This window comes from Pantoea sp. OXWO6B1 (assembly GCF_001641135.1).
GTDB classification, from domain to species: domain Bacteria; phylum Pseudomonadota; class Gammaproteobacteria; order Enterobacterales; family Enterobacteriaceae; genus Pantoea; species Pantoea allii.
The window spans coordinates 45,158-71,884 of sequence record NZ_LWLR01000004.1 but is presented as its reverse complement, the minus strand read 5'-3'; the positions used below and the strand labels follow the sequence as shown (position 1 = coordinate 71,884).

The following is a 26,727-nucleotide window of genomic DNA, read 5'->3' as shown; positions in this document are numbered from 1 at the left end:
TTCAGACTTCGCCGGGTGGTTCCGGCGATCGAGTGTGATCCTTGCCGGGTACTGTGGTGGTCGAAGGCAGGTAAAGCATAACCCCGAACCGGTCATGCGCGGTGAGGGTAAAGAATTCTCCGGATAGGACGTATCCGTAAAAACGTCCAGGGTACAGAGCGAGGTAAATCACCAGACTCTGAATGCAAAAACCCCCTGATTCTGTCTCAACTTGGCGGAAGGTTCAGATTCAGGGGGTTCATAAGCAGGCGCTGGCCTGTGAAGGATTATAACGCATGCATTTCATAAGACAAGCCCTGCCCGCCATAAGTCCGGGACAGGGTGAATGATCAGATTTTAATCGGGTTAAACTGCCCGACCCCAAAGGAAGACAGACGTCGTCGCGGCGACCATTCTGTTGCCTGCAAATGCCCTGAACCCGTCTGGTTCGCGCCGGAAAACTACCGCCCATTGCCGGGCGAGTATGGCCATGCCATGCGTAACTACGTCGTTAAAGACAAGGTAACTGGCCAATGGCGGTTGCGCCAGCGCCTTTCCCGTCACCCCTATTTTGTGAAACTCCGCAAGGCCGCAGGCCGCGAACGCGATTTCCGGCCGGAGCGCAGAAACCTCATCGATGCGATCGCACCTTTGCTTGTCCAGCGGGCAGACATGGCCACGTCGGTAGTCACCGTTCACGGCAGCGGGCTGGCCAGAGAGCTGAGCCCGAAAGATGAAAGCGGCAACGTCATTCCGGAAACACGGGTTGAACCGTGTCGTCTTTCCAGGCTTTTTCAGGCTCTTGCGCGTTATGGCATCATTGAGCTGCCTGAACTGGAGTGGGACCCGGTTGAAAAATACTGGATGCCGCGCCACATCATCCTCACCGATCGCTTCTGGAAGCTCTCCGGCGTCAACATGGATAAGCTGCTTCAGCAGCGTAATGTTCGTCTGCAGGCCCAGTCTGAAGGCATCATCGAGCCGGGCACGCATGAATCCGTGCGCGCAGCGCGTAAGCGCTGGTACGAAAATATGCGTATGGCCACGCTGCTTCACCGGCGTGAAAAGGCCGTGAAGGAGAAACGCAGAAAACGCCTTAGTCGTCTGCCGCTGGACGAACGCCGGCAGACGATGGCCAGCTGGCTGATCCGTTCCCGTCCAAACCATGAGCTTTTTAACCTCGATGCTGACGGCTTCGACCGTCTGGTGTGGCAGAGCCTCAACCAGCTGGAGCTGGGCCTCGGCTATGAGCCGGCGCCGCCCGACGTCGTACACTGACTCTCCTCGCTCTTTCAACCGCCTTGACTGGCGGTAAAGTCGTTTGTGCCGGCCGCAAATGCGGCAACGTTCATGCACACCACGCCCTGTTTTTACTGCTGAATTGAGTGCCGGTGGCCAGAAAACCGACCGTCGGATTTTTTATCCACATTTACCCGCAATCGTGAAAAATATGTTAGCCGCACATGACTCATGAGATACCCGCAAAACATTCCTGACTTACGTCAGAAAGAAATATTCATAAGTAAAATAAGGTGTTCATGCAGGCATCGTGTGTGGATAAATAAGGCCTTCGCTTGCAGCGGCCGCAGGCGTCCGCGCCGCTCAGAGTCAGGGGTAGCTCCCGCTTAAGCGGGCCCCAAAGCACAATCATTTTAGTTACAGCATACATTAGTTCACTGTAAACAGCGCCGACGCAGTCCTGCACCCTGAGTGCCCCTCCAGGCAGGGACCGGAGCCGGACCTGATAACCCATCGCCCCCACTGACCAGCCGCCCCCGCCCGGCCCTTCGGGCCGGAACAGGCGTGGCTGATAAATGGGTGTTGTAACTAATGGTTTTCGTGTCGCTGTAAGTAGACTTGCTTCAGGGTACAGTGAACACGCCCGTAAGCGGCCCTTACGGCCCGCTGACGCGGAGATACGCCCCGACTGCGGCTTCGCCTTGTCGTGACCACTCCGACGGCGTACAGTGGCTTTCGTGCGGCGGAAAGCGGGTTTAGCTTTGCAGGGCGAAGTGCCCGAAAGGCAGAATCTATCAAACCGTAACCGGCTTCGCCGGGCTACCGGCGCCATGTGGCCAGTTCCCCCTGGCGGGCATCAGCTGGCGCCTACATGCGCTGTCGCGCATAACTAACTGAGACACTGCAGGAGATATCCAATGCAGAACGTTGATGATGACGCAGTTCAGGCTACTTACCGGGAAGCGTGCAGACTCACCGGCATGGTTTGTCTGAGGAAAGCGAGTGATGGCGACGTAATCAGCCGCGAAGAAATCAAACGTGATCTTATACTTTTGTTGAGGGCACGTCTGGAACGAAGTAATGAGGTTGAACCCGCTCTCATGTTTGCCATCGAGCAGATGATGGACCCACCAACTTAAGCCAGATTTTTCTTGCCTGCTAAAATACGTTTTAATGGACATTATTTCAGAATAACTTCTGGCAAAAGACTAAATGATCAGCAACACAGATATTATCGATAAAATGCAGGCAGACAGCCTTTTCGGAGTGCGTCTTGATAAGGCTCTGAGTGGCGTGAAAGATGAAGTACTTGAACAGGCAAACCGCATTCAGCTCGGAGCCAGGCGTCTGGTGTTTTACACATCATGTTTTACTGAAAACTATCAGGACGTGTGTAAAGATCAGAAACACGAAGATGTCCGGTTTATGGAAGCCATTGGCCAGCTTGTTAAAGAGCACCACGTTGTCAGAAAAATGCTTGAGATTTACGTCAACCAGCTGCTTCAGGGATTGACGTCAGAACGCATAACCCGTATCAGGAAGATACTGATCGGTATGGGAGTCACAATAGCTTCAGGTTCGTTGACAAACCAGGCTCTGGCCTATTCTATCGCAATGGCCGCCAGCTACAGTATTGGGATCAGGATGGGCGCAACTAGAAACCTCGCAAAAGTTTCCGCTGCAACTATAACCCTGGTGAGCTATTACGGGTATGTGCAGATGGCCGCAGATGCAGCAAACCGTCTTAAAAACCAAAATCCGCGATACTACTCTGCTCTCTATGCTGAAAAACTGGAGATGTTCTATTTTATTGTTGAACCGGTTATAAGCCGAAATGCGCACAGTATAAATTCCTCGCGATCAGACAAGGACATAGCTGACGACATTGTACGGATTATCAGATGATTGATTTTTTAAAAAGATGGTTGCGCTCGCAGCTGACATATTTTGCAAGCACGCTTATTCCGGCAATACTCATTCTCGGTTTTGGAGTGCTTGCTGTGAATTACTGGCCTGCTTACGCATGGGGTTCAACAGCAATATTCGCGATCACAGTCATAGTCGTTACTTTCTGGCTTCTTTGGGATAAAAATTAGAATCTATAGTGTCTGACTCAACATTACACACCTCTTTGTAGTTTTTTTAAGCTTGCGCCAAGGATTCATTTTTACTGATGGGATACACAACTATTTCTACTTCATGGGCATAGATTGATGGTATTTTACCACCCAGCGCAGTTATCGCGGCAGTAACACACTTCAGTTTGAAGGGATTCTGAAGCGTTAAATTGGTTTCTACACTGTATGTCATACCCTCAGAATCAAGTTGCTTAATAAGCTCTTCTCGCCAGCGCCTAGCCGTGAAGATATGTGAGCGAATAATAACAGGACGGTTGTGTTTGCAATTCTGATTTTGAAGAAATTTTATTAGCTTAGAAATCCTGATTGAAGGTTTTTCATTCTCTATTACTGCCTGCAGTTTTATCCCTACATAGTTATGGCCAGATCTGTACGCTTTTCTGATAAAAAACTTAATTATCAGATTGTCAGCAGGTCTAAGTATGTACAAATCATCATTTCTCATAGCCAGGAGCACACGTACATGGAAATAATTGGCGAACATAATTAGAAAAAAAGAAGTTGCTATTAAAGAGTACAGCGAAACGTTTAAAATGCAATAAAAATCAAAATACGAATATGTTGTTTTAAAAACAACCAAAAAAATATAGATGAAAATAGACAAAAAAATTGATATCCAAAAAACTATAACATTACGAAGCAATTCTTTTTTACTGACCCTTTCTTCTTTTGATTGTTTTGTTTTTTTTGAGGCTTCTGGATCTTGTACAGCTTCAGAAGTAAATGTATCCAAAGTTTCCCCCATCGAAAATTTAAGTTTTACACCATAATACCTCATTTGCATAAGAAGTTATCTATAAAAAATCTTCTCACCATTTAGTTTTATGAGGCCGCCTATGGCTTATAAAGAACTCTGAATAAAACCTCTGTGTAAATGAGTTATTTAACTGTGTGAACCCAAATTCATAGATGACACCACCATCAAAAAAGATTTGTAAGACACTATCATGCCCAGATAAGTAATATCTATGGGAAATGCGTCAAGTTCATCAGACTCTTTCCTATGTGAAACACAGCAACTTTGACTCGTAGACTCAGTGTGGGGAACACAGCAACTTTGACGCATAGACTCAGTGTGGGAAACACATCAACTTTGCTCTATGGTGTCGCTATGGGAAATACATCAACTTTGCACTACGCCGTCGCTATGGGAAACACATCAACTTTGCACTACGGCGTCGTTATGGGAAACACATCAACTTTGCACTACGGCGTCGTTATGGGAAACACATCGACTTATCACTTCGACCTCAACATGGGAAACACATCAACTTCTCAAATGCCCTCAGAAAGGGAGATAGTACCAACGTCACACCAAATTTTGCTTACTGAAAAGCGTCTACATCACGGAATGGCTTTAGTATGGTGGAGGCAGCAACCTCGCTAGACGATTTGCTTATGGGAAATGCGTCAACTTCATCTGATGGCATAATTATGGGAAAAGCATCAACTTACCCTTCCGTTTACTATCGGGAAAAATTTTGAAATCCTCGAATTCTATTCCTGCTTTTCAAGCGACAGAAAGACGTGGATGCCTCACTGGATCACATATGTGGGAAAAACCTCAAGTCAGGGACAGAACGGGCCTGGGAAAGACATCAAGATATCGCATCAGCTGGTATCGAGTTTTATATAAAGCTTTTCTCAACATCCGCAAGGGGGCAAACATGGGGATCACATCAACTTTCGCAGGTCTTTCAACACAAACAGGCCGTTAGTGAAAGTGGGAAAAGCATCAAGTTTAAAGCAATCGATGTACAGCGGCTTAAACTTGACCCACTACCCATTGGTAAGAAGTTTATCAAGCACGCTGAACAGAAACTTACCATCATCAAGCGTCTTGTAAGACACTTTGAGAGGTGTCTTTTCATTGATTTTCTTGATTGCCGGCTCAAGGAACGTGCGCTTCATTTCAGCTTTATTTGTTTTTTGAGATTCAGCGAGCATGAACCGTTCACAAAGCCACTCATGATCCGTGATCCAAGTGCCAGAGCTGCGAAACTGACACAAGCTCTCATAGAGGCGGATTACTTTGACACTATTCAGCTGGCCACAATCGTAAAGGGAATAGGTTGTAAATTGCGATGAAAGGCCAACCAAGAAAGGCATGACTTTGTAATTAAACTCGATTTGCCATGAACCCCGTCCACGTTTCATGCCTGCCTCTGAAAGCCACGGACGTGTAACTTGCTCGAACTCACCGTCTTTAGGGTAAAACGTTACAGTAGACTCACCTAAAGCCTTGACACCCGACTTAACATCACGGCTGGCCACAGCGGTAGCCACGTTAAAGTATTTAACGTAGTCGGAAACGCTGACTGTGAATAATGGGAGTACATCGCTTTCAAAATCTTCACTCGCTTCACTGAAGTAAGCCTGCATCAGACACAGCCACAGCACTCTTTTGGCCTGGAGAGGCAAATAATACGCGGCTTCTGTCAGTTCATTCGACTGTTTTATGCTTACTTTTTTCTTGTAGCTTTTCAGTGAGATAGCAGGCATCGGTCAACCTATGGGTAAAATTTTATTACCCATAATCGCATCCATAGAAAAAAACAGCAACGCTTTAGGTCTCAGTTATCCACAAGTGAGGAAACGTGTAATCAAACTTGATGTGATTCCCATAGACACTTGATGCATTTCCCATAAGGTGATGCTGTATTCCCCATGCACACTTGATTCAGATCCCACATCAGGTTGATGCGATGCCCATATGGAACGACGATGAAGCCAGATACACCAAGGGCTGCGGAAGAGTTAAAAAGCTTAAAACACTAAAAATACTTTAAAATGATCTTAAAATTTAAGCCTGTGAATAAAGAACTACGCCAAATGTGAAACAGCGCGTACGCAGATTATGAAAGCCGAATGCTTTTGCGCTTCCTCGCCTGCTCGCGGGCCAAAGGCCCGGTCACAGGTCTGCGGCGAGCGCTTCATAATGGATTCTAAAATCCTTAAGGTATTTTTATTTGACCACTCTCCAGACGTGGGCTGGTATATGGTCATACAACTTTCCGACAGTGAGTTCAGCTTTACGGTGATCGTATGCTGAAGTCATCGCATAGTCTTCTTTTGGATCGCCTTCGTACTTCAGATGTTCGTACACGGTCTCCAGCGTGTCCATCGAACGGCAACGCCTGAATTTCATCAACCAGTCTGTTTTTGTCATACTTTGCCTTAAATAAGTGAGCGCTCATGACACGGAATTTGCAATAAACAAAAAGAAATTTGCTGAGTGAAATAACTGCAACGTTTAAAATGAGCCGTAATGTGGACAAACCAGAACAGGCATGAGTTTTAGAGTTCTGAGAGCGTTTGTTAAATACAGGACATGACAGGAGGGAATCCGCCGTAACATGAAACCACATTCTATTGATTCTTCGATTTTCAGTCTCGTGCGTTACGATGCAACCAGTGGCCTTCTCGAACTGGAGTACATTAACGGAAGCAGTCGCCGCTGGCTGGGTGTTCCTGTCAGAGTTTACCATACCTTCTGCAGGGCCAGAGATCCGGATGTCTATTTCCGGAGCTGTATCGACGGGCACTACACCTCTCTTCGCGGGAAGCTGACTTTCTGAGGGGGATACAGGTTCACTTTTCCCGTTCAGCTCAGCCATCATTTTCGCATAATCTTCGTAGTGATTTTCTGCCTCTGACCTTACACGGCTGAACGAATGTGAGAACCGGTGCTGGTAGCCACAGCGTTTACTTCGTGCGGCCTGCATCAGCGTCTGCTGAACCCACAACCAGAAAGCCCGTCCTTTTTCCGAGGGCACAGGATATCCGGCCTTTTTCATGATCTTGCGCGCAACACTTTCGCTCCAGCCATTTATCAGCGACAGCGCACCATTAATATCACCACGTGATGTCAGTAAATTAATTTCATGAAACTGGTTCATATTATCCTCTCCGTATCTGTTGCTCATATTATCGGAGTCAGGATTCATTACTTCAGTCGATAATTGTTATAAGTTATTAAAAATCTTTAGCTGTGAAAATAATTTGTTTATTTATTAGTCGCGTAAGATGTATTATTAACTTCTAATTAAACAGGATGAATGAATAATGAAAAAAACAAATTTTTTCTGTCTGCTTCTTTTTACACTGCCTTTTTCTCCCTGTTACGGAACAGACCTGCAGGCGGGTTTTTCACCGGGCGGTACTGCTCAGGAACTCATCATCAGCTTCATTCGTTCTGCTACGGGTTCTGCTGATGTGGCTGCTTACGAATTTACCAGTGTGCCTGTGGCAGAGGCGCTTGTGCAGCTGTCGCGCCGCGGTGTTCCTGTAAGATTAGTGGCCGACGAAAAGAAAAGTCACGACCGCTGGTCACTGGTTAACGCGCTGGCCTGTTCAGGTATCCAGGTCAGAACAGATGCGCAGTACAGTATTATGCATAACAAATTTATCGTGACAGGAAATAACGGCGTGCAGACGGGTTCTTATAATTACACCTCGTCGGCTGAAAAGCGTAATGCCGAAAATGCGCTGGTTATCAGAGACAGTTTGCCAGTGAGTAAGCAGTATCAGGATGAATTTAACCGGCTCTGGGCGGAATCATCGCCTGTACAGTGCAGCCGTTAAAAAAATATAATTAATATTGCCGGTGAGGTGGACTGTATATGACCAAGAAAAAAGTTATCCGGTTTACTTCACCGGTCAGCGTGGCCAGCACGAGGCGTCAGAAGCTTTCCAGCAGAATGAAACGCCCACGTGGCAGCGCTGGCTGAAGCACGCCCGCGACAACAAAAAGACCACGGTGGTCACCTGCAGCTGCCTGCCGGCAGAGACTGACCCCGTAAAACGCCGCCTGAAGGTGCATTACTCTCAGGAGACTGAACGCTGCTGGCTCTCTTCATATGCCTTTACAGGTAACGAACACAAGCCGGACTGCCGTTTTTATTCTGTGTGGTCAGACGAACGGCATGCGGAGATTTATCAGGGCGATGCGGTCCGCTCGGCTTCGGACGGCACCATCGTGGTCAGGCTGCCTACTGGCCTGCAGAAAAAGGCTCCGTCAGAGGTAAAGCCGGCTGAAGACGTTTCTGCTGATGAGCCTGTAAAGCGCAAGCGCCGCCCCTCAATGCGCCTGCTGGGGTTGCTTCACCTGCTGTGGGAACAGTCCGGTATCAATGTCTGGCACCCGGCTTTCGACAAAAAGAAACGCACGCCCGGCTGGGTGAGCTGGCGCCTTCAGCAGACGGCGGGCCGGATACGCGTCGGCCGCGTGCCACTGGAGGAGTCGTTACTGCTCATGGCCATGAAGGGCACGCCGCAGGTCATTTCAAACTGGGAACACCTGAGAGCGGCCGAAAAGAATAAACGGCGGCTCATCGTAGTGTCCGTGCTGGCCAGCTGGAATGAGGCTGCTGAAGCACGACTGCAGACAACGCTGCCCCTGGGATTGTTTTTCGGCTTTCCTGGCCTGGAGCTGCCTGAAGACGTGCGCCTGCGCCTGGAGAGGAGCTTTGGCCGCGAGCTGGGCGACTGGCGCCGGGGCATCAAGGTCGTTGTCATAGCGGAGACAGAGCCGCCTGAAACGACGTTCAGGCACACAGACGGGCGCAACCGGCCGTCCAGCTGCAGCACCGTCATCGACGTGGCACTGATGACGGTCAGCCCCCGCTTTATTCCGCTGGATTCGGGCTATGAGGGAATCGTTGAAGAAAAACTGTGGCAGGAAAAACGCGCCTTCATCAAGCCGCTGCGCTACGACGGCGAGGAAGACGTGTTTCCGGACTTCGTGCTGAAGGACGTTCCCGGCATGGATGCACTGCCGGTGGAGGTCTTCGGGATGAACACGCCTGATTACCTGCTGCGAAAGCAGGAGAAGACCGTCCACTATGACAGGGAATACGGTCCGGGCAACTGGTGGTCCTGGAACGCGGCAGAGAAGTCAGACATACCGGATTTTCCGGCACGCTGACATTCGAAAAACGTCCGGGGATGCCTTTCAGCGAGGCTTTCTGGGTTTTTTGGGAAGAGTAAACACCAGAAGCAGCGACAGAACGACAGAGATGACAATGTTGGCCATGACCATAAAGTCAGTTACAGCTTCATCACCGTAAATGTGGAACTGGCCAGCCAGCCAGCTGAACACTGAAAAAGGCACAAGAACGGCGACGGCCTTAAAAAGCGCAACGCAACAAAAGATAAAAACAAAAGTGAGGACAATTATCCGCTTCATCAGTATACCTGTACCGTTCCGTATGCTTTCAACTGGCTGCCGGGAATATTGAGTGTGGGGCCGTATTTCAGGAGCATATCACGCAGGTAGCTGAACTGGATTGGATGGACCAGTGTGATACAGCCCTCACTCAGCCCCAGCGGGCCTATGGGGTGCAGCCTGAAATTACCCCGTTTCACACCCTGTATGAATGTGTAATCATCAATTTTGCCGTCATCACGATACAGGCCAAACCATGTCGAGCGGTCAGTGCCGTAAACTTCCTTCAGAAAGCGCTCGCGCAGGGGCCCCAGTGTGCCGCCGGACGGTCTTTCCACGATAAAGTAACGTCCCCTCACGATCGGGCCGATGTCGGGCACGTTCGTTTTGTCCGGGTTATTTCTGCCCTCTTTCTGGCCCGAGAATGCTGGAAAGTTCCCCACGCCCGGGCAGTTCAGCGAAGTGAACTCTCGCCGGTTGAGAAGCATATAGCAGCTTACAGATGGCATAACACTTCCTTTTGTTCTGTCTATTTTATCATGTTCAGATTATGCACAGCGTCAGATAAACCCTGCGCAGGCGGTATCAGACAAATTCTAAAATTCTGTCTGAATTACGGGGCTTATTAACGGCCTCATCTACCGGAGAGCCTTTCATGGTCCGCCTGTGTCCGTTCCTCACTGGCAGGGAGCGCGGCACGCGCTTTCCGGCTGCGGCGCTCCGCCAGCCAGTCGCAGACGTCTTCCTTTATCCGGCCTGACATGTACCAGACGATCACACCGATGCACGCCCACACCCAGCTCAAAAATGTCACCTTATCCATTCAGAAATCCTCACATGTATCGCCATGACTGGCACAGCACACGGGTTGCCTTACTGCGCACGGCCAAAACCGTCATCACTCCCCGGCCCTGTCTGCCTTGTATATCGACCAGATACGTTTTACCTGGCTTATGCTGCAGCCTGCCAGGGTGGCGGTCCGTTCAATCGTCATGCCGGATTCACGAAGCGCAATAATGCGCTCGTGCGTTTTATTGTCTGGCTTTCTACCTCTGTACTTACCTGACGCCTTCGCCAGCTCAACGCCCTGCCGCTGTCTCTCCCTTCGGGTTTCGTAGTCGTCACGCGCCGTCTGCAGGGCGACCTTAAGCAGCATGTCCTGGACGGACTCAAGCACGATTCTGGCCACGCCGTCCTGGCCTGTGGCCAGCTCGGACAAATCCACTATGCCGGGGATGGCCAGCTTTGCCCCCTTAGCCTTTATCGAGCCAATCAACTGCTCGGCCTCATTAAGGGGAAGACGGCTGATGCGGTCAATTTTCTCAGCCACAACCACTTCACCGGGCTGCAGGTCGGCAATCATGCGCTGGAGCTCAGGCCGATCTGCCCTGGCACCGGATGCTTTCTCTTTATAGACGCCGGCGACATAAAAACCTTTGCCCCGGGCATCTTCAATAATGCTGTTCTGCCGTGTCAGTTCCTGTTCATCCGTACTGACGCGAAGATAAATACGTGCAATCTGCATAGGTTTAGCGGCCCCACCCTCTTAACGTAAATAACCCCTGAGCGCTTCCCGGCCGCCGTTGTCTTCAGGCATGTCGCTCACAATGCGCCTCAGCGCGGCTTTGTGTAAGGGCGTACTGTTCACGAGCGCCATCAGCTTCCGCTGTGCCTCTGTCGCCGAACGGCTGGCTGACGAGTATTTACGGGTTCTTAAAAGACGGTCCCATAAGCTGATGTTCATCAGGCGGTTTGTCAAAACATACATGGCTGTAAGCGCCTGACGCACCTCAGTCTCCTCTTCGGGCAATTCACCCTCCGCACAGAAGTCTCCCGGGGGACTGAGATAAGTTTCATCCAGTGGATGGTTTACTAAATGGCTGAAGGGTTTCACTGCGATCTCCGGGAATGTTTTCAGTACGGGCAAACGATGTTAACTGAGGGAGTGAAATTCTATGCATGTCGTCTCCCTGGCAGCTATGTCACCGCATATCCTGATTTCAACGTAAGCGTCCGGGCTGAGAAAAGCGATTTTTTCAGCGTGTTTGATCTCAGTCGTGTAGATCCGCAACCCTTCAGGATCTCCTAAAAGCAAAATCCCATGCAGCATCAGGTTAACGTCGTCGATCGTGGCCACACGAACAGCGCGTTCCACTCTTTCAGAAAAGTTCTCGTTTTTGTCACCATCATGCATAACCACTTTTTTATTAAGGTCTTTTGTGGGCATTTTGAGTATACTCTACTTGGCCATTCATTCCGATATCCCTGTTTTTTCATTGGATATAAGCCGATAACGCCGCCTGGAAGCATATGGTGTACTTATTATTTTGAGGCATACGGTAATGAGCTTCAGAAATATCTTACTCAGGCTGCAGAAGGGATGCCCGGTGTTCACTTAGGTCAAATTTTGCCCTATGATATAAAACGGGAACTAAGGAGGTATCTATGACATGGTATTTGGTAGTTCTTGTGGCCGAGTGCGTAGTGGGCTTTATGGCTTACAGCTACATGTCCAGAGACAAAACGTAGACTGGCGAAAAGGAAAGGGCTCATGGTTAAAAGAGCCCTTTTTGTTTACTTCTTTTCATTCTGTGGCCGGTCGGCATCAGGCACTTAAAACGCGCACCCGCCAAAAACAGGGTGTTCTATTTGTCCCGCCAGGTTGATTTAAAACCGGTAGCATTGTTGATTGAATGCTGACTGGTGCCCCAAGTATTCCATAAAATACTGAGCAGCACGTTTCTGTCAAAGTCAGGTGGTAAATCATATCGTTGCATTAAAAACATTAATCCGGCATGGATTAACACGCCGGGGCCGCTGATGTAGAGCGTTTTCAGCGAATTATTGAGGTAACCGTCGTAAAAGTATTCAGTAAAGTCCTCACTGAGCACAGGTTTTTTTAAGGCCCGATCCAGCAGGGCTGACAGCCCCAGTTTTTCATAATTCCTTTTAAGCATGTAAAGCGCATTTTCAGTAAAAGCATTGCGGGCTGTTGAAGCGATGAAGTTGCTGAAAAAAACGCGTTCCCTGCTGTGGTCTCTTGCAATGAGGAAGTTTCCGTCAGGAATTTGGACATCATCGAGGGTGTAAAAGAAAGGGTGGCAGCCTATATCCGTGCAACGGATGAGCTGTTTTTTGACCGACAGAAAAAATCTGTAGTTATCATCTGCGAAATCCGTATGGCAAAAATCCCCCCCGTTTTGCAACAAAGAAAGTGATTCATTCGTCATGCCGACGTCTAACTTCTCCCTGCTGTCATAGTCTTTAACAGGAAGGTGAGAATATGCGTCGGTTTTAAACCTTTCGCTGAAATGTATCAGGCCAGGAAGTGTGTCCGTGTCAACGTAAATACCTCCGCGACTGTAAAGAAGAAGCATTCTGAAAATATCGGAGGCAGCTGCCAGATTTTTTCTGAAAAAAACTTCGAACATATATATTTTAAGGAAAGGGCGTGAAAAAATCTGGTTGAAAATTTCGCTGACATCGTGAGTCATTATCACGTCAGGAGTACCGGTAACAGATGATTCTCCGGAGATTTCAGATACAACAACGGGGCAAGATGTGGCAGCCATTAAACTGATCCCTGACGGTCTTTGCCGGCTGTAGGGTGGGGGAAGATAATGATAAGAAGCCGTCCTGAACGCGGTAATTATACCTGACTCACTGATAACTCCACCCTTTTTATTCCGCATGCGACCATTAATGCCCGCGCTCAGGATTCTTTTATCTGTCCACAGATGAACGGTGTAACCCGGATTAATTTTCTTCCAGAATTTAGCAAAATCTAATGTGCCAGGAGCCAGAGGACCGAGCCAGATAAAATGAATATCTTTCGGCAATGAATTAAGGTTTTTCCCACCTGAAGACTGACTAAGAACGATATGCAGCGTTTCAACGCATTCGTCCGTTTTAACCTCAGGAAGGCTTGATTGCAGGTGATAGAGAAATTCGTATACCAGAAAGATATCCTTAACTTCCGCCCGGCCCCGAGCTAATCCAGTAAAAAAATCGCGGAGGTTGATATAAAGGGAGCTAAGATTCTGATGCCTGATATCTTTCCGGGAAAATGTGACGACGCGGTCGAAAAGCGAAGAAAACGGATTCACCACGAATGCCGGAAGAGCAATATTATCTTTACTGAGGGACGTCTTCAGGAAGGCGTTCATGGGTGACCTGACATGGCTGAAAGTGAGACAAGAGAGAGTATGCAGCCCTTGATCTCAAGGACTGCATAATTCTGAATTATCTGTTAGTGATTATCACCACTTTGTCTGCCTCCTCCACGGGAACCACCGTTCGATGAACTGCTTCCGGCATTATTTCCCTGTGTGTGGCGACCTGATACCACACCCTGTGCAATGGAACTCCCGCTCTGGTTAGTCAGGCCAGAACCAGCTGCAGCAAGGCCGCTGTTGCCACCGGAAATTTTATCTAAAAATACATCATCAATCTCTTTCATAAATAATTCCTCAAATGAATACATTTATTGAAACGGGACTGCAGCCAGACAGATAAACTGCAATTTTAAAAGCAGTTTACTGAATGGTTAATAACAAACTTATAACAGTGTGCGTATGCAAACAACAATTTTTTGACTTTTTTTCATCTATCAAAAGTCATAATATCTAAAGATTGAATAATTAGAGCATGAAAATCTGATGCTTATTTATCCCGCCGGGGTAATCCCTGTGAACGGAAAGTCCGTATCGCCGGAATTTTTTACAGATACATTAAACGTCACATAAACAGATGCCCTATTTCAGCGTAATCACCCTGTCAGCCATAGATATAGTTGTATCCCGGTGAGCGATGACAATCCGGGTTATTTTCAGTTTTTTTATGGCCTGACTGACTTGTTTTTCGCTGTCATTATCCAGCGCACTGGTTGCCTCGTCCATAAAAAGGATGCCCGGTTTACGATAAAGCGCTCGTGCAATAAATATTCTCTGCTTCTGCCCGCCGGACAATCCTTCGCCTAACTCGCCTATCAGCGTTTCATAACCCATCGGCGTGGACATTATAAAATCGTGAATGTAACTTGCCCGCGCACATTCAGTCATCCATTCCTCATCTGCACCTGCGCTGAAACCACAGATGTTTTCACGTATTGAACCAGAAAATAATTTGTCTTCCTGCATTACGCAGCCTATCAGTCGCTGATAGTTGTTTACGCCGAGCTGTCTGATATCAAGCCCGTCAACGATTACCCTGCCCGTATCTGGCTCGATCAGACCGCAGAGGACTTTCATTAAAGTCGATTTACCGGTGCCTGACGGGCCAGTAATGGCCACATTCTCCCCGGGTAAAACTGAAATGTTTAAACCACTGAAAACAGGTGAAGACTGAGTATCGTAACTGTATGAAAGGTCGTTGGTTTCCAGCGAAAGGGGACGTTTCTCAGTACCGGTCGTGACATCCGGCTTCATTGTTTCCTGTTCATGCAGGGCGATGTCGGCTACCCGTTCGCTTTGCAGGCGGAGCATACGCAGTTTAAAAATAAAGTTAATAAGAGTATGGATTCTGCCGGAGAACTGCTCTCTGAACGTGCCGAAGGCGATAAACATCCCGATAGTTAACTCGTGATCGATAATCATATTTATGCCCAGCCACAGGATCACGATTTGTTCACACGAGACAATCAACGTGTTCAGGCCATCGAATATAAAATCCAGCTTATTCAGCTTAATTTCCGTATTTACAGTATCGATCTCAAGGTTCAGCCAGTTGTTTTGCCTCTGCCCGACCATGCCCTGTATCTTTACTGTCGCAATACCATACAGCGTTTCCATGAAATAGGATTTCGCACGGGCATCTTTAATGAGCGTTTCCTCAGACAGGTTTCGGTAAGTTTGATAAATGCAAAATCTTATCGTTATATATGCCAGCGTGAAGGCCAGTACGATCCAGAACAGCCAGTTTCCGTAGACGTACATCATTATTGCCACGCTTACGACCATTATACCGTCAATCAAGGCGCCAGTGAGACTGGTGGTGAACGTTTCCTTTATGAGGTTTATTGAATTGAAACGGGACTGAATATCGCCCATTCTTCTGCGCTCAAAATAGGTCATGGGCAGGTGAAGAAGATGCGTAAACAGACCTGCCTGCCATTGCACATTAATCAGTGTGCTCATGACGAGAGTAGACCAGGAGCGAATGAAGGTAATGAATGACCGTAAAAAAATAAACAGGATGAGTCCGGAGCATATCAGCGTGAGGAGCCCATGGTCGCCGGCCGGAATCGCATGATCCATAATCAGTTGGGTGCCAACGGGCAGTAACAGGCTGATGGCTTCAATAATGAGCGAAAAGCAGAATATTTTTGCAAGGCTTCCTTTAAGGCCGTTTACGCCCTCAGCCAGTTTTCTGATACTCAGATGGTGCCGGACTGTATCTTTCTCAAACACACTTCCCGGCCAGACTTCCAGCGCCACACCAGTAAACGATTTTGAAAATTCACTCAGGCTCAGGGTTCTCCTGCCCCGTGCAGGATCGTGCAATATGAATTTACTGCCTTTCATTTCAACCAGCACAACAAAATGGTTGAAGTTCCAGTGCAGTATACAGGGCTTCTTCAGGGCCTTAAGCTCGTGCAGCTCAAGCGACAGCGGCCGGGTTATTAATCCCAGCTGTTCTGCGATACTCTTGATATGGGCTAAGGTTGCGCCTCGCGTAGATATGTTATGGCGCCTGCGTAAAGCGATGAGGTCAATGTTCTTGCCATATGAACCGCAGACCATGGCCAGACAGGCAAGTCCGCACTCAGACGATTCCGTCTGATGGATCACGGGTGTTTTACGACGGAAGCTGAAATCCAGCTGATCCAGTAGTTTGCCAAAACGGGCCCTATCCATTTACCGGCCCCGCAGCGCTGTTTCTCATGTCGTAGAGCGGTGACAGCATCCATTGATAGATTTTTCTTTTTTCCAGAAACAGCGTGCTTTCTGCCTTCATACCATTCTGCAACAGGAGTCTCCTCCCGCCGTATTTAACAGCGTTGCTCTCCGGCCGCACGATCACCTTGTAGTACGTCATGTTAGCTGAGGGGGAATGTGCTGGCGCCCCCTGGTATGTCATCATTTCCTGTGTTGACGCAGGAGCACTGGATATGACAGATATTTCACCCGCAAACTGGCCGAATTTTTCCATCGGAAATGCGTCATATCTGATGTTTACTTTATCTCCTTTCTTTAAATACGGTATTGCCTCATTAGGAACCCATATCACCAGGTTATAGAACCTGATGTCTGCAGGGAGGATCTGAAACAGACTGTCACCGGCGTTGACCATTTGACCCACCGTTACGCTCAGCGAATCTATCCTGCCCTCTTTCAGTGCCCGTATGATCACCATCCCGTTTGCCTGCGCGTTAACCAGCTCCTTCTGAAGCTCGTAACGCTGCAATTCCATCTGGTAGATCTGGTTATCAAAATCAGCGGCCTGAGTCTGTATCTGAGTTTCAAGTGACGTAATCTGCAATGAGTTTTGCTCATTCTGACCGGTAAGGCCAAGCAGAGCATTTTGCTGCTGGTAATAGAGCGCTATCTGATTGGTAAGCTGGTCTTTGTTAATAAGCCCTTTATTCTGATAACGCTGATAATTCTGCATGTTCTCTTTCATTATCCGGATCCCTTCCCTGGCTCGCTGAATAATGCTGCTCGAATTTTCGAAGGCAGTGATATATTTTAATTTTTGCTTTTCCATCATATCCAGCGTCTTTTTCTTGTTGCTTTCGAGTTTTTTAATGATTTGTGTGACGCTGGAAATCTGATGATTTATGTCTGCTACCTGCTCTTCGCTTACCACTCCCGAACGTGTACTCTTACTGACATCTATCTGGTAAACAGCATCCCCGGCTTTCACGCTTGTGCCCTCAGACACAAACTGTTTTACGACCACGCCCTGTACACCTGAATAAAAGTTAGCTGCTCTCGGAAAAGTCGTGATTTCCCCTGAAACGTTTACACGTCGGGTATATGACCCAAACATGACAAATATCAGAAAAGCGATAATGAAAATGATTGTTATTGCCCACACTATAATGGGGTGCAAACCGGGCAGAAGTAATGCATCGCCATGCCAGTGTCCTTTACTGTTATCGATAGCCTCCTGACGAAACACCTCATTCCATCCTTATGCTTTCTCAAAGCCGTTTAATATGGCTGGCAGTCTTTATTTTCTGCGAAATTTCGACTTCCCGGAATTGTGATGCTTTATCCCTTTCACTTTACTTCAGAAGTAAAATTTCGTGACGTGAGTCACTGTATTTCAATATCGAGTTCCGGTTTTTTTCGCCACAACTTGTATTTTTCTCCCCAACGTTAAGATTTAGTAAAATTCACGTATTAATCAAGTCGTAATTATACGAGATTTTGTTTCATTGTGTTAGTATATGTTTCCTTTATTGGTTAGTTTGCTATTTATTTATATTTGAATGTTTCGGCCTCTTATTACCAAAGCGGATAAAATCCTTTTAAAATGGCGCAGGTCAGGTATGTGTCAGGATGCGGCTTGGCATATTTTTGACGTGCAAAGTTTTAAAGTTTGACCTTCGTTATAAATGGATATACTTATAACTGAAGACTGTCCCTTTCGCTTCTGTGACGTTGCTTGATAAATGAGTCTGTCAGACATACTTGTTAAAAGCACATCCATATCCTGGAGAAATATCATGCCAGAGTACTGTTTTTACCGTAAAAGCAAAAAGTTAGTTGTTCTCGAAAGGGATGCTGTCCGGAAAGCAGCTCAGCTGACTGAGGATGGCTGGGAAAAGCTTTTTGAAGAAGTCAGGGCTTCCGATCCCGAGAGTGCCCTGAAAAGACTGGCAGCAATCCGTGAGGATGAGGTTACCACCGAACGCACTTATATAGCAGGTTCCGCTTTCAGTGATCTTTTTACTGCGATACTCAAGTAAAGAACCGGGAAAGATCTGCGCATGCGTTCTGCCCTGCTGTCAACGACACCCCTGCCTCTGTCTTCCTGGCGGGGGGATTACCGTCCCGGCCTTTTGAAACGGGTACGGGTGGTCAGGTACTGAGCCTCTCTTCCGCTCCTCTCTGCGCATAAGCTCTGTTTTATCACGTATCGGTTTTGCCACGGCACTGCTGTTCCCTGTCCCGGCCCTCAGTCACCCTTTCTTTATATAATTACTGCTGTACTGACTCCCCGCCCTGTGCATGTCAAAAACCCTTTCTGCCGGCTTTAATCAGGACTGTATACTTTGTTCCATCATGTAACACACTTTTAAACTTATATGCAGTAATTTTGTGTTTGTGTGTATTAATTAACTGTAAACATAATTTAATGCTGTAAGCGAATATGCACCGTTATTCACTGCATGCTGCACACGCCGCTTCTGTTACCTCCCGCAGATCCGAAGAAAGGCAAAGCCGGAAATAACATGCTCGGTTGCAAGGGGAACCGGAGTGCGGGACGACCCTTAACAGCATGAGCTCTGGCTTTCCTTAGATTTGGTTATAAAAGGTTGGATGCGTATCGCAGTTAGTTCCGGGAACGGGACATCTGCTTTTCCCTCTTACAAATGTGGAAAGAATTTACCTCAAACCGGAATGGTGTTTATAATCAGCTGTCGTCACCTCGGGTGTTCCCCTCTGCGCTTTTTACCGCCTGTAAATGGTTACAGGGACTTCCGGCAGTAGCCGGACTGTAAAAGGAAACCCGCCATGAAACCGAAAATTGTACCCGTTGTACGGTATACACGTTTTCGTTTCGGGCGCGTAGAGCATGTGCGTAAGCACATGCGCTCGCTCCCGACGCGTTAAGTGAACGGTACCCGCAGGTGACGATACTGCTAGTTTACTCCACTGTTTCCGGCAGGCCTGTCGATTCGCCCATCATGGTAAGATAGTGATCATCGTCATCTGTCTGAGTGAACACTTTTCTGAACATACTCAGATAGCGTTCCTTATCGATGACCCCTGTAGAAAAGAGATTTCGGCCATCCGAATGAGAGTGCCGGTTGAGAGCCCGATAAAATGAATCATATTCTCCGGCATCACTGTGTTCGCCTGCCAGAGACTCCAGAGCTTCTTTAAGTTTTTCAGTTTTGCAGGCAAAACTGAAATAGTACTCAAGAATATTCCTCATCGTATTAAAAAGCACAATAGGCTGGGTTTTTCCATCCCTGACATCTTTCAGGGTCTGCCATAACGCCTGATATTCATTGAGCATCTCATGCATGGAGAGCTGCTCGCAGGAACTGTAGTCAGACTTAATAATTCGAAGCAGAGACCAGTTCACCGGTGCCTTTCTGTTATCCTGCAGGCGACCGCTGTTTAACAGTATTTCCTGGAAGAAAAATATATTGTGAGTCAGTATAACTACATGTCTCGCTGCGCCTAACTTTATTATTTTCCGTTTAATGAGTGCTGCGACTTCATAGATATAGTTATGTGACAGGCTGGAGATCGGATCGTCAATAACAATAAGTTTATTTTCCGGATGAATGGATTCGGGGGTGAGACTGCCGGAGCATGATTCTATGAAATAAAGGAAAGAAATCATTGTTTTCTCACCCTCACTGAGAGATTTGAATACTTCCGCCTTCTCAGGCTCGCTTCCCCGGCGCAGACGGTATAGTTTCATCTCAGCATCATGGCAGATGATTTCAAAGCCGTTGATCCCCAGTAGCCTGAGATTCGCGTTGATACTGTCAATGGTGGGTTGTATGTCGGAGAGTTGTCCGGTCAGCGCATTCGTCTCGTCATCCAACTGCTTCTTGCTTGATTCGATGATCTCGCAATCGCGCAACCTACTGTTAATTTCATTCTGTAGCTCGCCAAGCTGCCTGTCACGTTCGGTAAAGAACTCTTCGCAAATCCCTCTGAGATGCGCCATGACATCAGCGTAAAGGGACTGTTTTTCTTGAGTGAAGTTTTCAGCCAGTCGGTTATTTTCCCGTACACGGGTATTGAACGCGTCCACTTCATTCTGGAGTAAGAACAGGGGTTCCTGAAGGTTCTCAGGTTGTACCTTCAGAGACGGTTCTTTAATTTTATTAAGGAGTTGCTGTAACAAAATCTGAAAGCCTTTATTTACCGCTTTCACCAGAGATAAAATCTGACTTCCCTCATCAACAAAAGAATGGGTTGCAACGCGGTGTTCAAATTCGGCCATGGCATCACAGTCCTGAGCCAGTCCTTCAGCTGCCTGGCTCAGCCTCCCAAGAGATGTCTGATAAGACTCATCGAACATCTGAGTGAGTTCGCGCGAAAAGGCCCTGACATCAAAGGACTGCTGGCAGAATGGGCAAACATCGTCATGTATATAATGCTGCCCCTGGCGCACCCAGTCTGCATTACCAATTTTCTGGATGAGTGCAGAGAATTGCGTGCTGTTTGCAGTCATAACAGGTTCTTGCATCAGTATTATTGTTTCTTCCGTTAAGACAGTTGTTCGTGGAATATGAATTTCGCCGACAATCGTTCCTTCGCTTTGACTTAACATCCGCCATTTATCAGTCAGTTCATCAGTTGTGGTACGCACGTCTGAAAGTGGTGTTGCAACCATACGTTCGTAAAACGATCTTTTAATTTTGGCGCCATCAAGGAAATCGCTGAGGGTTTTCCTGTCATTGACTGTCCGGTTGAAAATATCCCTGGCACAGTGGTCGACGATCGTTTCTTTCATTCCTTCTTTTTGTGCAATCTCCTCATTAATTTTCTCCAGGCGGGCACTCAGTTTTGTTCTTTCTTTATTATTACTGTTTATTTTATCCTGGCTTTCCTGATTGGCCTCACTGAGAGTGAAGATTCCGGGCTGATAGTCCGCGCGGGCGAATTTACTATCAATGTATTCCTGATTAAAGACCTGAAAGTAGTTGATGTGCGGGCTCTCAAAGGCACAGTGACGGTATTGATCCGCCTGCCGGTCATAAAAATAACCTGACACCGTGGATTTCCCCGAGCCGTTCTGGCCATAGATGAGTGTCACCTTACTGCTGAGATCAAAGCAGATATCCCGGTCAGGCGCGTAGCTTCTTACGCCTCGGATCCTGAGTTGAGCCATTTTTTTCTCCTTATCCCTGAGTTCTTTGAGCCTTTCCATCGTAGCCCACTTTTCATTCTGGTTGTGCCATCCTGATCAGATTTATCTGAACCACTCTTGCGTTCCCAATCAGGCATGACAGGAAGTGATTACCTTCATGATTTGATTGAAGTAAAACTGCCTAAAAAGCAACAATAAATATTATTTTGTGCACTTTTATCAATAATGTTTTTTTAGCAAAAATAATGTTCAATTGCTGTCCTATGTGCATCAGTGCACTTCCTCCTCAATGTAGATCCGAAAACCTCAAAAGTCGGATCTGGACTGGCTAAGCGTGAGGGAGGGCTAAGGAGATACGGCAGGAATGAGTTCAAGGCAAAAGGCAGGAGGGAAAGGAACGTCCGCTTTGAGCGAGGAGAAGACGTTGAGTGAGATTAAAGCTGTAATAAAATGCAGACCTATAGAGCGATTCAGGCTTGAATTTATGTTTATATAAACATTTAAAATCAGCAAGTAAGATTTTTTAAGGGGGATATGTGCGCATTCGACCAGCATCTCGACTACTCATTCTTTCGCCTGAAAATCATGTCCTGCTCTTTAGGTTCTGTCATAAAGATGATGCTCTAAGGGGAAAAGCATACTGGGCAACTCCGGGAGGAGGGCTTGAAAAAAATGAATCTTTTGAGCAGGCCGCTATACGCGAATTATTTGAAGAAACGGGTTTGATAAGAACATTAATAGGACCGCAAATAGCGTCCCGAACCTTCACAATGATGCTACCAAGTGGGGAGACAGTACTTGCTGATGAGCGTTTCTTTATGATTAATGCAAATACAGTAGATCTCGACCGCTCAGGATGGAGTAGCAATGAAAAGGAAGTCATTCGCGATCATCATTGGTGGACAATAGAAGAGCTCATACATACCAATGAGATAATTTTTCCACGCGACTTAATCATTAACATACTTGAAAGCAAGTTAGCCTGATCTTCGATTTTAACTGCGTCATGATATCTTGAACGTCCGCTTTTGGCACAAGGCGGACGGACGGCGCTGAAGGTCCGCTATGAGCGAAAAGCGGACATTGACTAGTATAATTTGCAAATCTTACAGAATACGCCAGCAGATGTAGTGCCGATATGGACCTGAAAGTTTTTAAAGAAGTGCTTCTCAGGCTGTGTCCGACAGATTACTGTGTTTAAAAAAGCATTTAAATGGAAAGGAAGAGCTAATGTACTGGGAGTCAGAAAGACTACTCTACAGACCAGTAATTATGTCCGATGTGGAAGCACTGTTTCGCATATACGGTGACGAAAGAACGCACGCGTTTAACCCACGAGGTCCACATCGGCACATCGAGCAAAGTCGTAGTGTTATCCTTCAGCGAACTGCAGACCGTGAGCTGTACGGATTTGACGACTGGGCTATCTCTGAAAAGACGGATCCAGAAAGGATCATTGGATTTGGAGGCGTATTTGTCAGTCAGTTTAATGGCCGACAAACTAACAATCTGGGCTACCGGTTTGAACCAGAATCATGGGGGAAAGGTTATGCAACTGAGCTTTGCTGTCGCGCTTTAATATATGGATTTGACGAGCTAAAACTGCCTGAAATTGTTGGAGTGACACGCGAAAATCATATCGCCTCTCGCCGCGTTCTCGAAAAAGCAGGTTTGCTGTTTACCCAAAGGGTGGATAATCCTGAAGATCCACCGGCTAACCTGATGTTCACTCTGACTATCGAGCAATGGAAGAGGTTAAAATAACAGGTTTGAGGCATGTTTATAGCTTTTGACTACATAATGTTATGAGCGGAAAGCGGACTTGTTATTAGGGCCGATTACGCATCAATAAATTGACCCTCGGAGATTTAATCTTGCTTGTTCTGGTAAAGATCCCAGCGGTTGCCGTAAATGTCCTCAAACACCACGACCATTCCGTAATCCTACTCTCGCGGCTCCTGGCGGAAGTGAACCCCCTTCGCCTTCATGGCGTTGTAATCGCGCCAGAAGTCGTCAGTCTGCAGGAACAGGAATACCCGTCCGCCGCACTGATTACCGATAAAATCTTCCTGCCGCTCGTTTGAAGCACGAGCCAGGAGAAGATTACAGTCGCTTTCCGGGTTCGGCGTCACCACAACCCAGCGCTTGCCCGGTTGCGGCGTGTCTTCAACCAGCGTAAAGCCCAGCTTGTCGGTGTAGTACTCAATTGCGCGGTCATAGTCGTCGACCACGATGGCCACATAACCTATGCATCGTTTTTGCGTTCTCATTTTTGCTCCATCAGGGTTCAGATACGGCTTTCTTGAAACAGCTTTTTAACACAATCTAACTCTACTGGCTGTATAGATGAGGCCAGAATAATAACGTCCGCTTCTGGCACAAAGCGGACGTTATCTAAGATAAATTTGCATGATTTGTGTCTTTTAAACCTCCAGATTGGTTTTGATTCTCATGATTTAACTGAGAAGAGTGATGGCGATTACTATCTCGTTTTTCCGGACAGGATCAGACTCTTCCCTGAGCATCAGGCTCAGTTTGCCTATTACCTTTAATCGGGTGACTGACTCCGCATCATAAAAAAGAGCTTCCACCGCCTTACCGATGTAACAATGCGGCACGCTGAGATCACACACTGACCACCTCACCGATAAATGACTGAAATATGCAGCCAGATGTCGTTACAGACGGCTCTGGCTGCAGTATGGCTGTCAGAATGTTTCCCAGTTTGCTTCCGACGCCCTGAGGGATGACGGGTGTTTTAACGCCGGCGTGGGCACTTTAACCTCCGGCATCAACAGGCCGGAAGCAGGAACACGGAACACGGCTACGGTTTTTTCAAGCTCATGAGCCTGATCCTCGAGGCTGCTGGCGGCTGCGGATGACTCTTCAACCAGCGCGGCATTCTGCTGAGTTGTGGTGTCCATCTCTGTCATGGCCTGCGCAATCTGGGTTATTCCGCGGTTCTGTTCGTCCGACGCAGCCGCAATTTCGCCCATGATGTCCCTGACCTGGGTCACAGACTTGACGATATCCTCCATCGTGACACCGGCACGGTTAACCAGTTCGGTACCGTTACTCACCCGGCTCAGTGACTCACTTATAAGCGCCTCGATTTCTTTTGCCGCAAGTGAACTGCGCTGTGCCAGATTTCGGACTTCACCGGCAACTACTGCGAATCCCCTTCCCTGTTCTCCCGCTCTTGCAGCCTCGACGGCGGCGTTGAGCGCCAGGATATTCGTCTGGAAAGCGATACCGTTAATGACGGAGATGATTTCGCCGATTTTACCTGAGCTCTGGCTGATCCCTCCCATCGTGTTGATCACGTCACTGATGATTTCCCCGCCGCGGCTGGCATTGTGTGACGCCTCGGTGGCCAGCTGGCTGGCGTGATGGGCATTCTCCGCATTCTGCTTAACGGTGGAGGTCAGCTCCTCCATGCTGGCCGCAGTTTCAACCACCGCTGCCGACTGCTGTTCCGTGCGTGAAGACAGGTCGGTGTTACCCGCAGCAATCTCGGAGGAGGCGCGGGCAACGTTATTCACTCCGTCCCTGACACGGGAGATAATGTCACGCAGGCTCTGGTTCATCGCGCCCACGGCTGTCATCAGCTCGCCAAGCTCATCGGTGCGCGAGGTAGTGATGTCTGAGGTCAGATCACCTTCAGCAATGCGCTGTGCAGACGACAGCGTCTCTCTCAGCGGAACGGTGATACTTCGCGTCATTCGCCAGGCAATCAGGAGGCTGAGAACGATACAGGCGAGTGTTGCAAAACCGATCTGCCAGAGCGCGGTCTGGATATACTTCTCAGCCATCTCTGACTGAAAGAACGCGAGGTCCGTGATGGACTGGTTCAGCTTACCTGCCGCTGCGGTCATTTCATCTGAGGCCTGCTTTTCAGTCCGCACAGAAAGGAGATAATTATTTAACTGCGCGGAGCCCGATGCCATTTTTTGCTCCACGTCCGCCACTACTGCGGCGAGCGCGCTGCCGGAAACGCCTCTGAGCTGGTTTACCAGCGGAGAAATGGCGTCCCTGACTTCACTGAATTTATCCAGCGTGGAAGCGTCCGGCTTTCTGATGAACTCCTGGACATAAAATGCCGCCTGCTCTGTCCTGAAGCTGAGGGAAAGCAGGGGCGCAACAACGTCGGCAGGAGCAGAAGCCTGGCCGGCGGCCAGTTTTTCTCCCAGTGATGCCAGGCCCAGCGTGTGTATTTCGCTCAGCGCGCGCGCGGCACTGTCACTGCTCTCGAGAAAAGCCTGACGCTTTTCCTGATACTGCGTCAGGATACCGCTCAGAACAGAAAGCCTTTCCCCTCCTTCCGCCGACCAGGAGTATTTATTAAGACTGGTTCGTAAGACAAAAAGCTGATTCATCGCCTCGCCGTTAATCTCAATAAACTTTTTGTCGCGGGTGTACTGAAAAAGCGTGCGGTTAAGTCTGGCTTTCGCCAGCGTGTCGAGCATCTGAACGGTGACATCGCGCTTGGCCGAATTTTCCTGAATGCTTAAAAAACAGCGAAAGGCCAGCGCCGATATGATGACGGAGGCCAGTATGACCAGCGTGAATCCCAGTCCCAGTTTGCCGCCTATCTTTAAATCTGTAACTTTTCTTATAATATTCATTTAAATTACCCCGGAGTTAAACAGTACCCTGAGATTTATATCCTCTCAGGGTTCAATCCGGTATCGGCCAGAAAGTTGCATTATTTACACCTGTTTTCCGTGGCTTTATAAAATAATCGGTTTCATTGATCAGAATCACTTAATCACCCCTTTGCTGACAAGAGGGGTTAATTATCTTTCAGGTTATCATTTGGGCTCTAACTTTTATTTTTAACGAGGCGGAGTCAGATAAATAAAATTAAATAATGTTTTCACCATAAGCCAAACGAATCTGAACACATCAACTTAAACGTATAATCAGTAAAAGACGGTATTTAAAAAAAATAAAAATTAAATCCGCATTACCGTGCCGGAATGCAATGTATTTTCTGAAGTTTTTTTCACGAAATTAAAGGCATGCCAGCCAGATTAAACATCTTATTTACCGTCTCGCTTGCATGCATAATGCTTTCAGGCATAATTTAAACGTGCAACTGGGTGCTGGCGCCCGCCGCCAGAGAAGCCTGGAGCCACACAACTGGTTCGCCTCACCTCTTGCGCGGCGTTTTAGCCCGAACTGAACGCTAACATCTTC

General features: G+C 47.7%; 25 protein-coding genes and 1 pseudogene. 10 read left to right on the top strand and 16 right to left on the bottom strand.

Annotated elements, in window-relative coordinates; genetic code table 11:
* Window positions 1-321 precede the first annotated feature (321 nt).
* The 4 genes from repA (at window position 322) to A6A26_RS24160 (ending at window position 3,314) form a co-directional block, all read left to right on the top strand.
* Window positions 322-1,257, top strand: coding sequence for a plasmid replication initiator RepA (gene repA, locus A6A26_RS24175; protein ID WP_063881314.1), 936 nt, complete (start codon window positions 322-324; stop codon window positions 1,255-1,257).
* Between the two features lie 878 nt (window positions 1,258-2,135).
* Window positions 2,136-2,357, top strand: a complete 222-nt coding sequence (locus A6A26_RS24170) for a hypothetical protein (RefSeq protein WP_063881313.1) — start codon at window positions 2,136-2,138, stop codon at window positions 2,355-2,357.
* 73 nt (window positions 2,358-2,430) lie between these two features.
* Window positions 2,431-3,123, top strand: a complete 693-nt coding sequence (locus A6A26_RS24165; protein ID WP_029571208.1) for a hypothetical protein — start codon at window positions 2,431-2,433, stop codon at window positions 3,121-3,123.
* Complete coding sequence (locus tag A6A26_RS24160; RefSeq protein ID WP_029571209.1) at window positions 3,120-3,314, top strand: hypothetical protein; 195 nt, start codon at window positions 3,120-3,122, stop codon at window positions 3,312-3,314. The genes A6A26_RS24165 and A6A26_RS24160 overlap by 4 nt, the downstream gene beginning before the upstream one ends.
* A 46-nt stretch (window positions 3,315-3,360) precedes the next feature.
* On the opposite strand, the gene A6A26_RS24155 is transcribed toward A6A26_RS24160, so the two are convergent.
* From A6A26_RS24155 to A6A26_RS25120, 3 genes are all read right to left on the bottom strand, one after another.
* The gene (locus A6A26_RS24155) at window positions 3,361-4,089 is read right to left on the bottom strand and encodes a hypothetical protein (RefSeq protein ID WP_152552430.1); all 729 of its coding nucleotides are present in this window, start codon (window positions 4,087-4,089) and stop codon (window positions 3,361-3,363) included.
* 1,046 nt (window positions 4,090-5,135) lie between these two features.
* Entirely contained in the window at window positions 5,136-5,858 is a 723-nt protein-coding gene (locus A6A26_RS24150; protein ID WP_029571274.1) for a replication initiation protein, read from the bottom strand.
* Between the two features lie 463 nt (window positions 5,859-6,321).
* Window positions 6,322-6,480, bottom strand: coding sequence for an Hha/YmoA family nucleoid-associated regulatory protein (locus tag A6A26_RS25120; RefSeq protein WP_371560497.1), 159 nt, complete (start codon window positions 6,478-6,480; stop codon window positions 6,322-6,324).
* A 232-nt stretch (window positions 6,481-6,712) separates the two neighbouring features.
* Between A6A26_RS25120 and A6A26_RS25115 the strand changes: the two genes are divergently transcribed.
* The 3 genes from A6A26_RS25115 to A6A26_RS24135 all read left to right on the top strand — a co-directional run bounded on the left by A6A26_RS25115 (window position 6,713) and on the right by A6A26_RS24135 (window position 9,282).
* Window positions 6,713-6,934 (top strand): KTSC domain-containing protein, encoded by a 222-nt coding sequence (locus A6A26_RS25115; RefSeq protein ID WP_074181061.1) that lies wholly within the window; start codon window positions 6,713-6,715, stop codon window positions 6,932-6,934.
* 487 nt (window positions 6,935-7,421) lie between these two features.
* Window positions 7,422-7,940: a phospholipase D family nuclease gene (locus A6A26_RS24140; protein ID WP_063881310.1), complete on the top strand. Its 519-nt coding sequence runs from the start codon at window positions 7,422-7,424 to the stop codon at window positions 7,938-7,940.
* Window positions 7,941-7,962: 22 nt separating this feature from the next.
* The gene (locus tag A6A26_RS24135; protein WP_063881309.1) at window positions 7,963-9,282 is read left to right on the top strand and encodes a DUF1173 family protein; all 1,320 of its coding nucleotides are present in this window, start codon (window positions 7,963-7,965) and stop codon (window positions 9,280-9,282) included.
* Window positions 9,283-9,309: 27 nt separating this feature from the next.
* On the opposite strand, the gene A6A26_RS24130 is transcribed toward A6A26_RS24135, so the two are convergent.
* The 10 genes from A6A26_RS24130 to A6A26_RS24085 form a co-directional block, all read right to left on the bottom strand.
* Window positions 9,310-9,543 carry a hypothetical protein gene (locus A6A26_RS24130; protein ID WP_063881308.1) on the bottom strand — a complete coding sequence of 78 codons (234 nt, stop codon included), beginning with the start codon at window positions 9,541-9,543 and terminating at the stop codon, window positions 9,310-9,312.
* Entirely contained in the window at window positions 9,543-10,031 is a 489-nt protein-coding gene (locus A6A26_RS24125) for a DUF2778 domain-containing protein (protein ID WP_039343512.1), read from the bottom strand. Before A6A26_RS24125 ends, A6A26_RS24130 begins: the two co-directional genes overlap by 1 nt.
* Window positions 10,032-10,156: 125 nt before the next feature.
* On the bottom strand, window positions 10,157-10,345 hold the full coding sequence (locus tag A6A26_RS24120) for a hypothetical protein (protein WP_063881307.1): 189 nt from the start codon (window positions 10,343-10,345) through the stop codon (window positions 10,157-10,159).
* 75 nt (window positions 10,346-10,420) lie between these two features.
* Window positions 10,421-11,047: a recombinase family protein gene (locus A6A26_RS24115; protein WP_063881306.1), complete on the bottom strand. Its 627-nt coding sequence runs from the start codon at window positions 11,045-11,047 to the stop codon at window positions 10,421-10,423.
* Between the two features lie 21 nt (window positions 11,048-11,068).
* The gene (locus A6A26_RS24110; RefSeq protein ID WP_063881305.1) at window positions 11,069-11,416 is read right to left on the bottom strand and encodes a hypothetical protein; all 348 of its coding nucleotides are present in this window, start codon (window positions 11,414-11,416) and stop codon (window positions 11,069-11,071) included.
* A gap of 39 nt (window positions 11,417-11,455) precedes the next feature.
* Complete coding sequence (locus tag A6A26_RS24105; protein ID WP_063881304.1) at window positions 11,456-11,749, bottom strand: hypothetical protein; 294 nt, start codon at window positions 11,747-11,749, stop codon at window positions 11,456-11,458.
* 418 nt (window positions 11,750-12,167) lie between these two features.
* Window positions 12,168-13,688 (bottom strand): TcdA/TcdB catalytic glycosyltransferase domain-containing protein, encoded by a 1,521-nt coding sequence (locus tag A6A26_RS24100; RefSeq protein WP_063881303.1) that lies wholly within the window; start codon window positions 13,686-13,688, stop codon window positions 12,168-12,170.
* 83 nt (window positions 13,689-13,771) lie between these two features.
* Window positions 13,772-13,981, bottom strand: coding sequence for a hypothetical protein (locus A6A26_RS24095; protein ID WP_063881302.1), 210 nt, complete (start codon window positions 13,979-13,981; stop codon window positions 13,772-13,774).
* A gap of 295 nt (window positions 13,982-14,276) precedes the next feature.
* Complete coding sequence (locus A6A26_RS24090; RefSeq protein ID WP_063881301.1) at window positions 14,277-16,376, bottom strand: peptidase domain-containing ABC transporter; 2,100 nt, start codon at window positions 16,374-16,376, stop codon at window positions 14,277-14,279.
* The gene (locus A6A26_RS24085; protein ID WP_063881300.1) at window positions 16,369-17,643 is read right to left on the bottom strand and encodes an HlyD family secretion protein; all 1,275 of its coding nucleotides are present in this window, start codon (window positions 17,641-17,643) and stop codon (window positions 16,369-16,371) included. Before A6A26_RS24085 ends, A6A26_RS24090 begins: the two co-directional genes overlap by 8 nt.
* 550 nt (window positions 17,644-18,193) lie before the next feature.
* Between A6A26_RS24085 and A6A26_RS24080 the strand changes: the two genes are divergently transcribed.
* A complete protein-coding gene (locus A6A26_RS24080) occupies window positions 18,194-18,436 on the top strand; it encodes a hypothetical protein (protein ID WP_063881299.1) in 243 nt (80 codons plus the stop codon).
* 902 nt (window positions 18,437-19,338) lie between these two features.
* On the opposite strand, the gene A6A26_RS24075 is transcribed toward A6A26_RS24080, so the two are convergent.
* Window positions 19,339-21,549, bottom strand: coding sequence for an AAA family ATPase (locus A6A26_RS24075; protein WP_063881369.1), 2,211 nt, complete (start codon window positions 21,547-21,549; stop codon window positions 19,339-19,341).
* Window positions 21,550-22,064: 515 nt separating this feature from the next.
* On the opposite strand from A6A26_RS24075, the gene A6A26_RS24070 reads away from it, so the two are divergent.
* Both A6A26_RS24070 and A6A26_RS24065 read left to right on the top strand, forming a co-directional pair.
* Window positions 22,065-22,514: an NUDIX hydrolase gene (locus A6A26_RS24070; RefSeq protein WP_063881298.1), complete on the top strand. Its 450-nt coding sequence runs from the start codon at window positions 22,065-22,067 to the stop codon at window positions 22,512-22,514.
* Window positions 22,515-22,758: 244 nt separating this feature from the next.
* Window positions 22,759-23,292 (top strand): GNAT family N-acetyltransferase, encoded by a 534-nt coding sequence (locus tag A6A26_RS24065; protein WP_063881297.1) that lies wholly within the window; start codon window positions 22,759-22,761, stop codon window positions 23,290-23,292.
* Window positions 23,293-23,396: 104 nt separating this feature from the next.
* On the opposite strand, the pseudogene A6A26_RS24060 reads toward A6A26_RS24065, so the two are convergent.
* Together A6A26_RS24060 and A6A26_RS24055 are read right to left on the bottom strand one after the other, a co-directional pair.
* A pseudogene (locus A6A26_RS24060) lies at window positions 23,397-23,798 on the bottom strand (VOC family protein).
* 438 nt (window positions 23,799-24,236) lie between these two features.
* Entirely contained in the window at window positions 24,237-26,153 is a 1,917-nt protein-coding gene (locus tag A6A26_RS24055) for a methyl-accepting chemotaxis protein (RefSeq protein ID WP_063881296.1), read from the bottom strand.
* Window positions 26,154-26,727: the final 574 nt, after the last annotated feature.

Excerpts from the sequence above, each read along its gene's own strand:
- A6A26_RS24170 (WP_063881313.1), top strand. The coding sequence starts at position 2,136 with ATGCAGAACGTTGATGATGACGCAGTTCAGGCTACTTACCGGGAAGCG.
- A6A26_RS24075 (WP_063881369.1), bottom strand. The coding sequence starts at position 21,549 with ATGGCTCAACTCAGGATCCGAGGCGTAAGAAGCTACGCGCCTGACCGG.
- A6A26_RS24080 (WP_063881299.1), top strand. The coding sequence starts at position 18,194 with ATGCCAGAGTACTGTTTTTACCGTAAAAGCAAAAAGTTAGTTGTTCTC.
- A6A26_RS24065 (WP_063881297.1), top strand. The coding sequence starts at position 22,759 with ATGTACTGGGAGTCAGAAAGACTACTCTACAGACCAGTAATTATGTCC.
- A6A26_RS24140 (WP_063881310.1), top strand. The coding sequence starts at position 7,422 with ATGAAAAAAACAAATTTTTTCTGTCTGCTTCTTTTTACACTGCCTTTT.
- A6A26_RS24160 (WP_029571209.1), top strand. The coding sequence starts at position 3,120 with ATGATTGATTTTTTAAAAAGATGGTTGCGCTCGCAGCTGACATATTTT.
- A6A26_RS24100 (WP_063881303.1), bottom strand. The coding sequence starts at position 13,688 with ATGAACGCCTTCCTGAAGACGTCCCTCAGTAAAGATAATATTGCTCTT.
- A6A26_RS24125 (WP_039343512.1), bottom strand. The coding sequence starts at position 10,031 with ATGCCATCTGTAAGCTGCTATATGCTTCTCAACCGGCGAGAGTTCACT.
- A6A26_RS24095 (WP_063881302.1), bottom strand. The coding sequence starts at position 13,981 with ATGAAAGAGATTGATGATGTATTTTTAGATAAAATTTCCGGTGGCAAC.
- A6A26_RS24150 (WP_029571274.1), bottom strand. The coding sequence starts at position 5,858 with ATGCCTGCTATCTCACTGAAAAGCTACAAGAAAAAAGTAAGCATAAAA.
- A6A26_RS24120 (WP_063881307.1), bottom strand. The coding sequence starts at position 10,345 with ATGGATAAGGTGACATTTTTGAGCTGGGTGTGGGCGTGCATCGGTGTG.
- A6A26_RS24055 (WP_063881296.1), bottom strand. The coding sequence starts at position 26,153 with ATGAATATTATAAGAAAAGTTACAGATTTAAAGATAGGCGGCAAACTG.
- A6A26_RS24115 (WP_063881306.1), bottom strand. The coding sequence starts at position 11,047 with ATGCAGATTGCACGTATTTATCTTCGCGTCAGTACGGATGAACAGGAA.
- A6A26_RS24165 (WP_029571208.1), top strand. The coding sequence starts at position 2,431 with ATGATCAGCAACACAGATATTATCGATAAAATGCAGGCAGACAGCCTT.
- A6A26_RS24090 (WP_063881301.1), bottom strand. The coding sequence starts at position 16,376 with ATGGATAGGGCCCGTTTTGGCAAACTACTGGATCAGCTGGATTTCAGC.
- A6A26_RS25120 (WP_371560497.1), bottom strand. The coding sequence starts at position 6,480 with ATGGACACGCTGGAGACCGTGTACGAACATCTGAAGTACGAAGGCGAT.
- A6A26_RS25115 (WP_074181061.1), top strand. The coding sequence starts at position 6,713 with ATGAAACCACATTCTATTGATTCTTCGATTTTCAGTCTCGTGCGTTAC.
- A6A26_RS24130 (WP_063881308.1), bottom strand. The coding sequence starts at position 9,543 with ATGAAGCGGATAATTGTCCTCACTTTTGTTTTTATCTTTTGTTGCGTT.
- A6A26_RS24105 (WP_063881304.1), bottom strand. The coding sequence starts at position 11,749 with ATGCCCACAAAAGACCTTAATAAAAAAGTGGTTATGCATGATGGTGAC.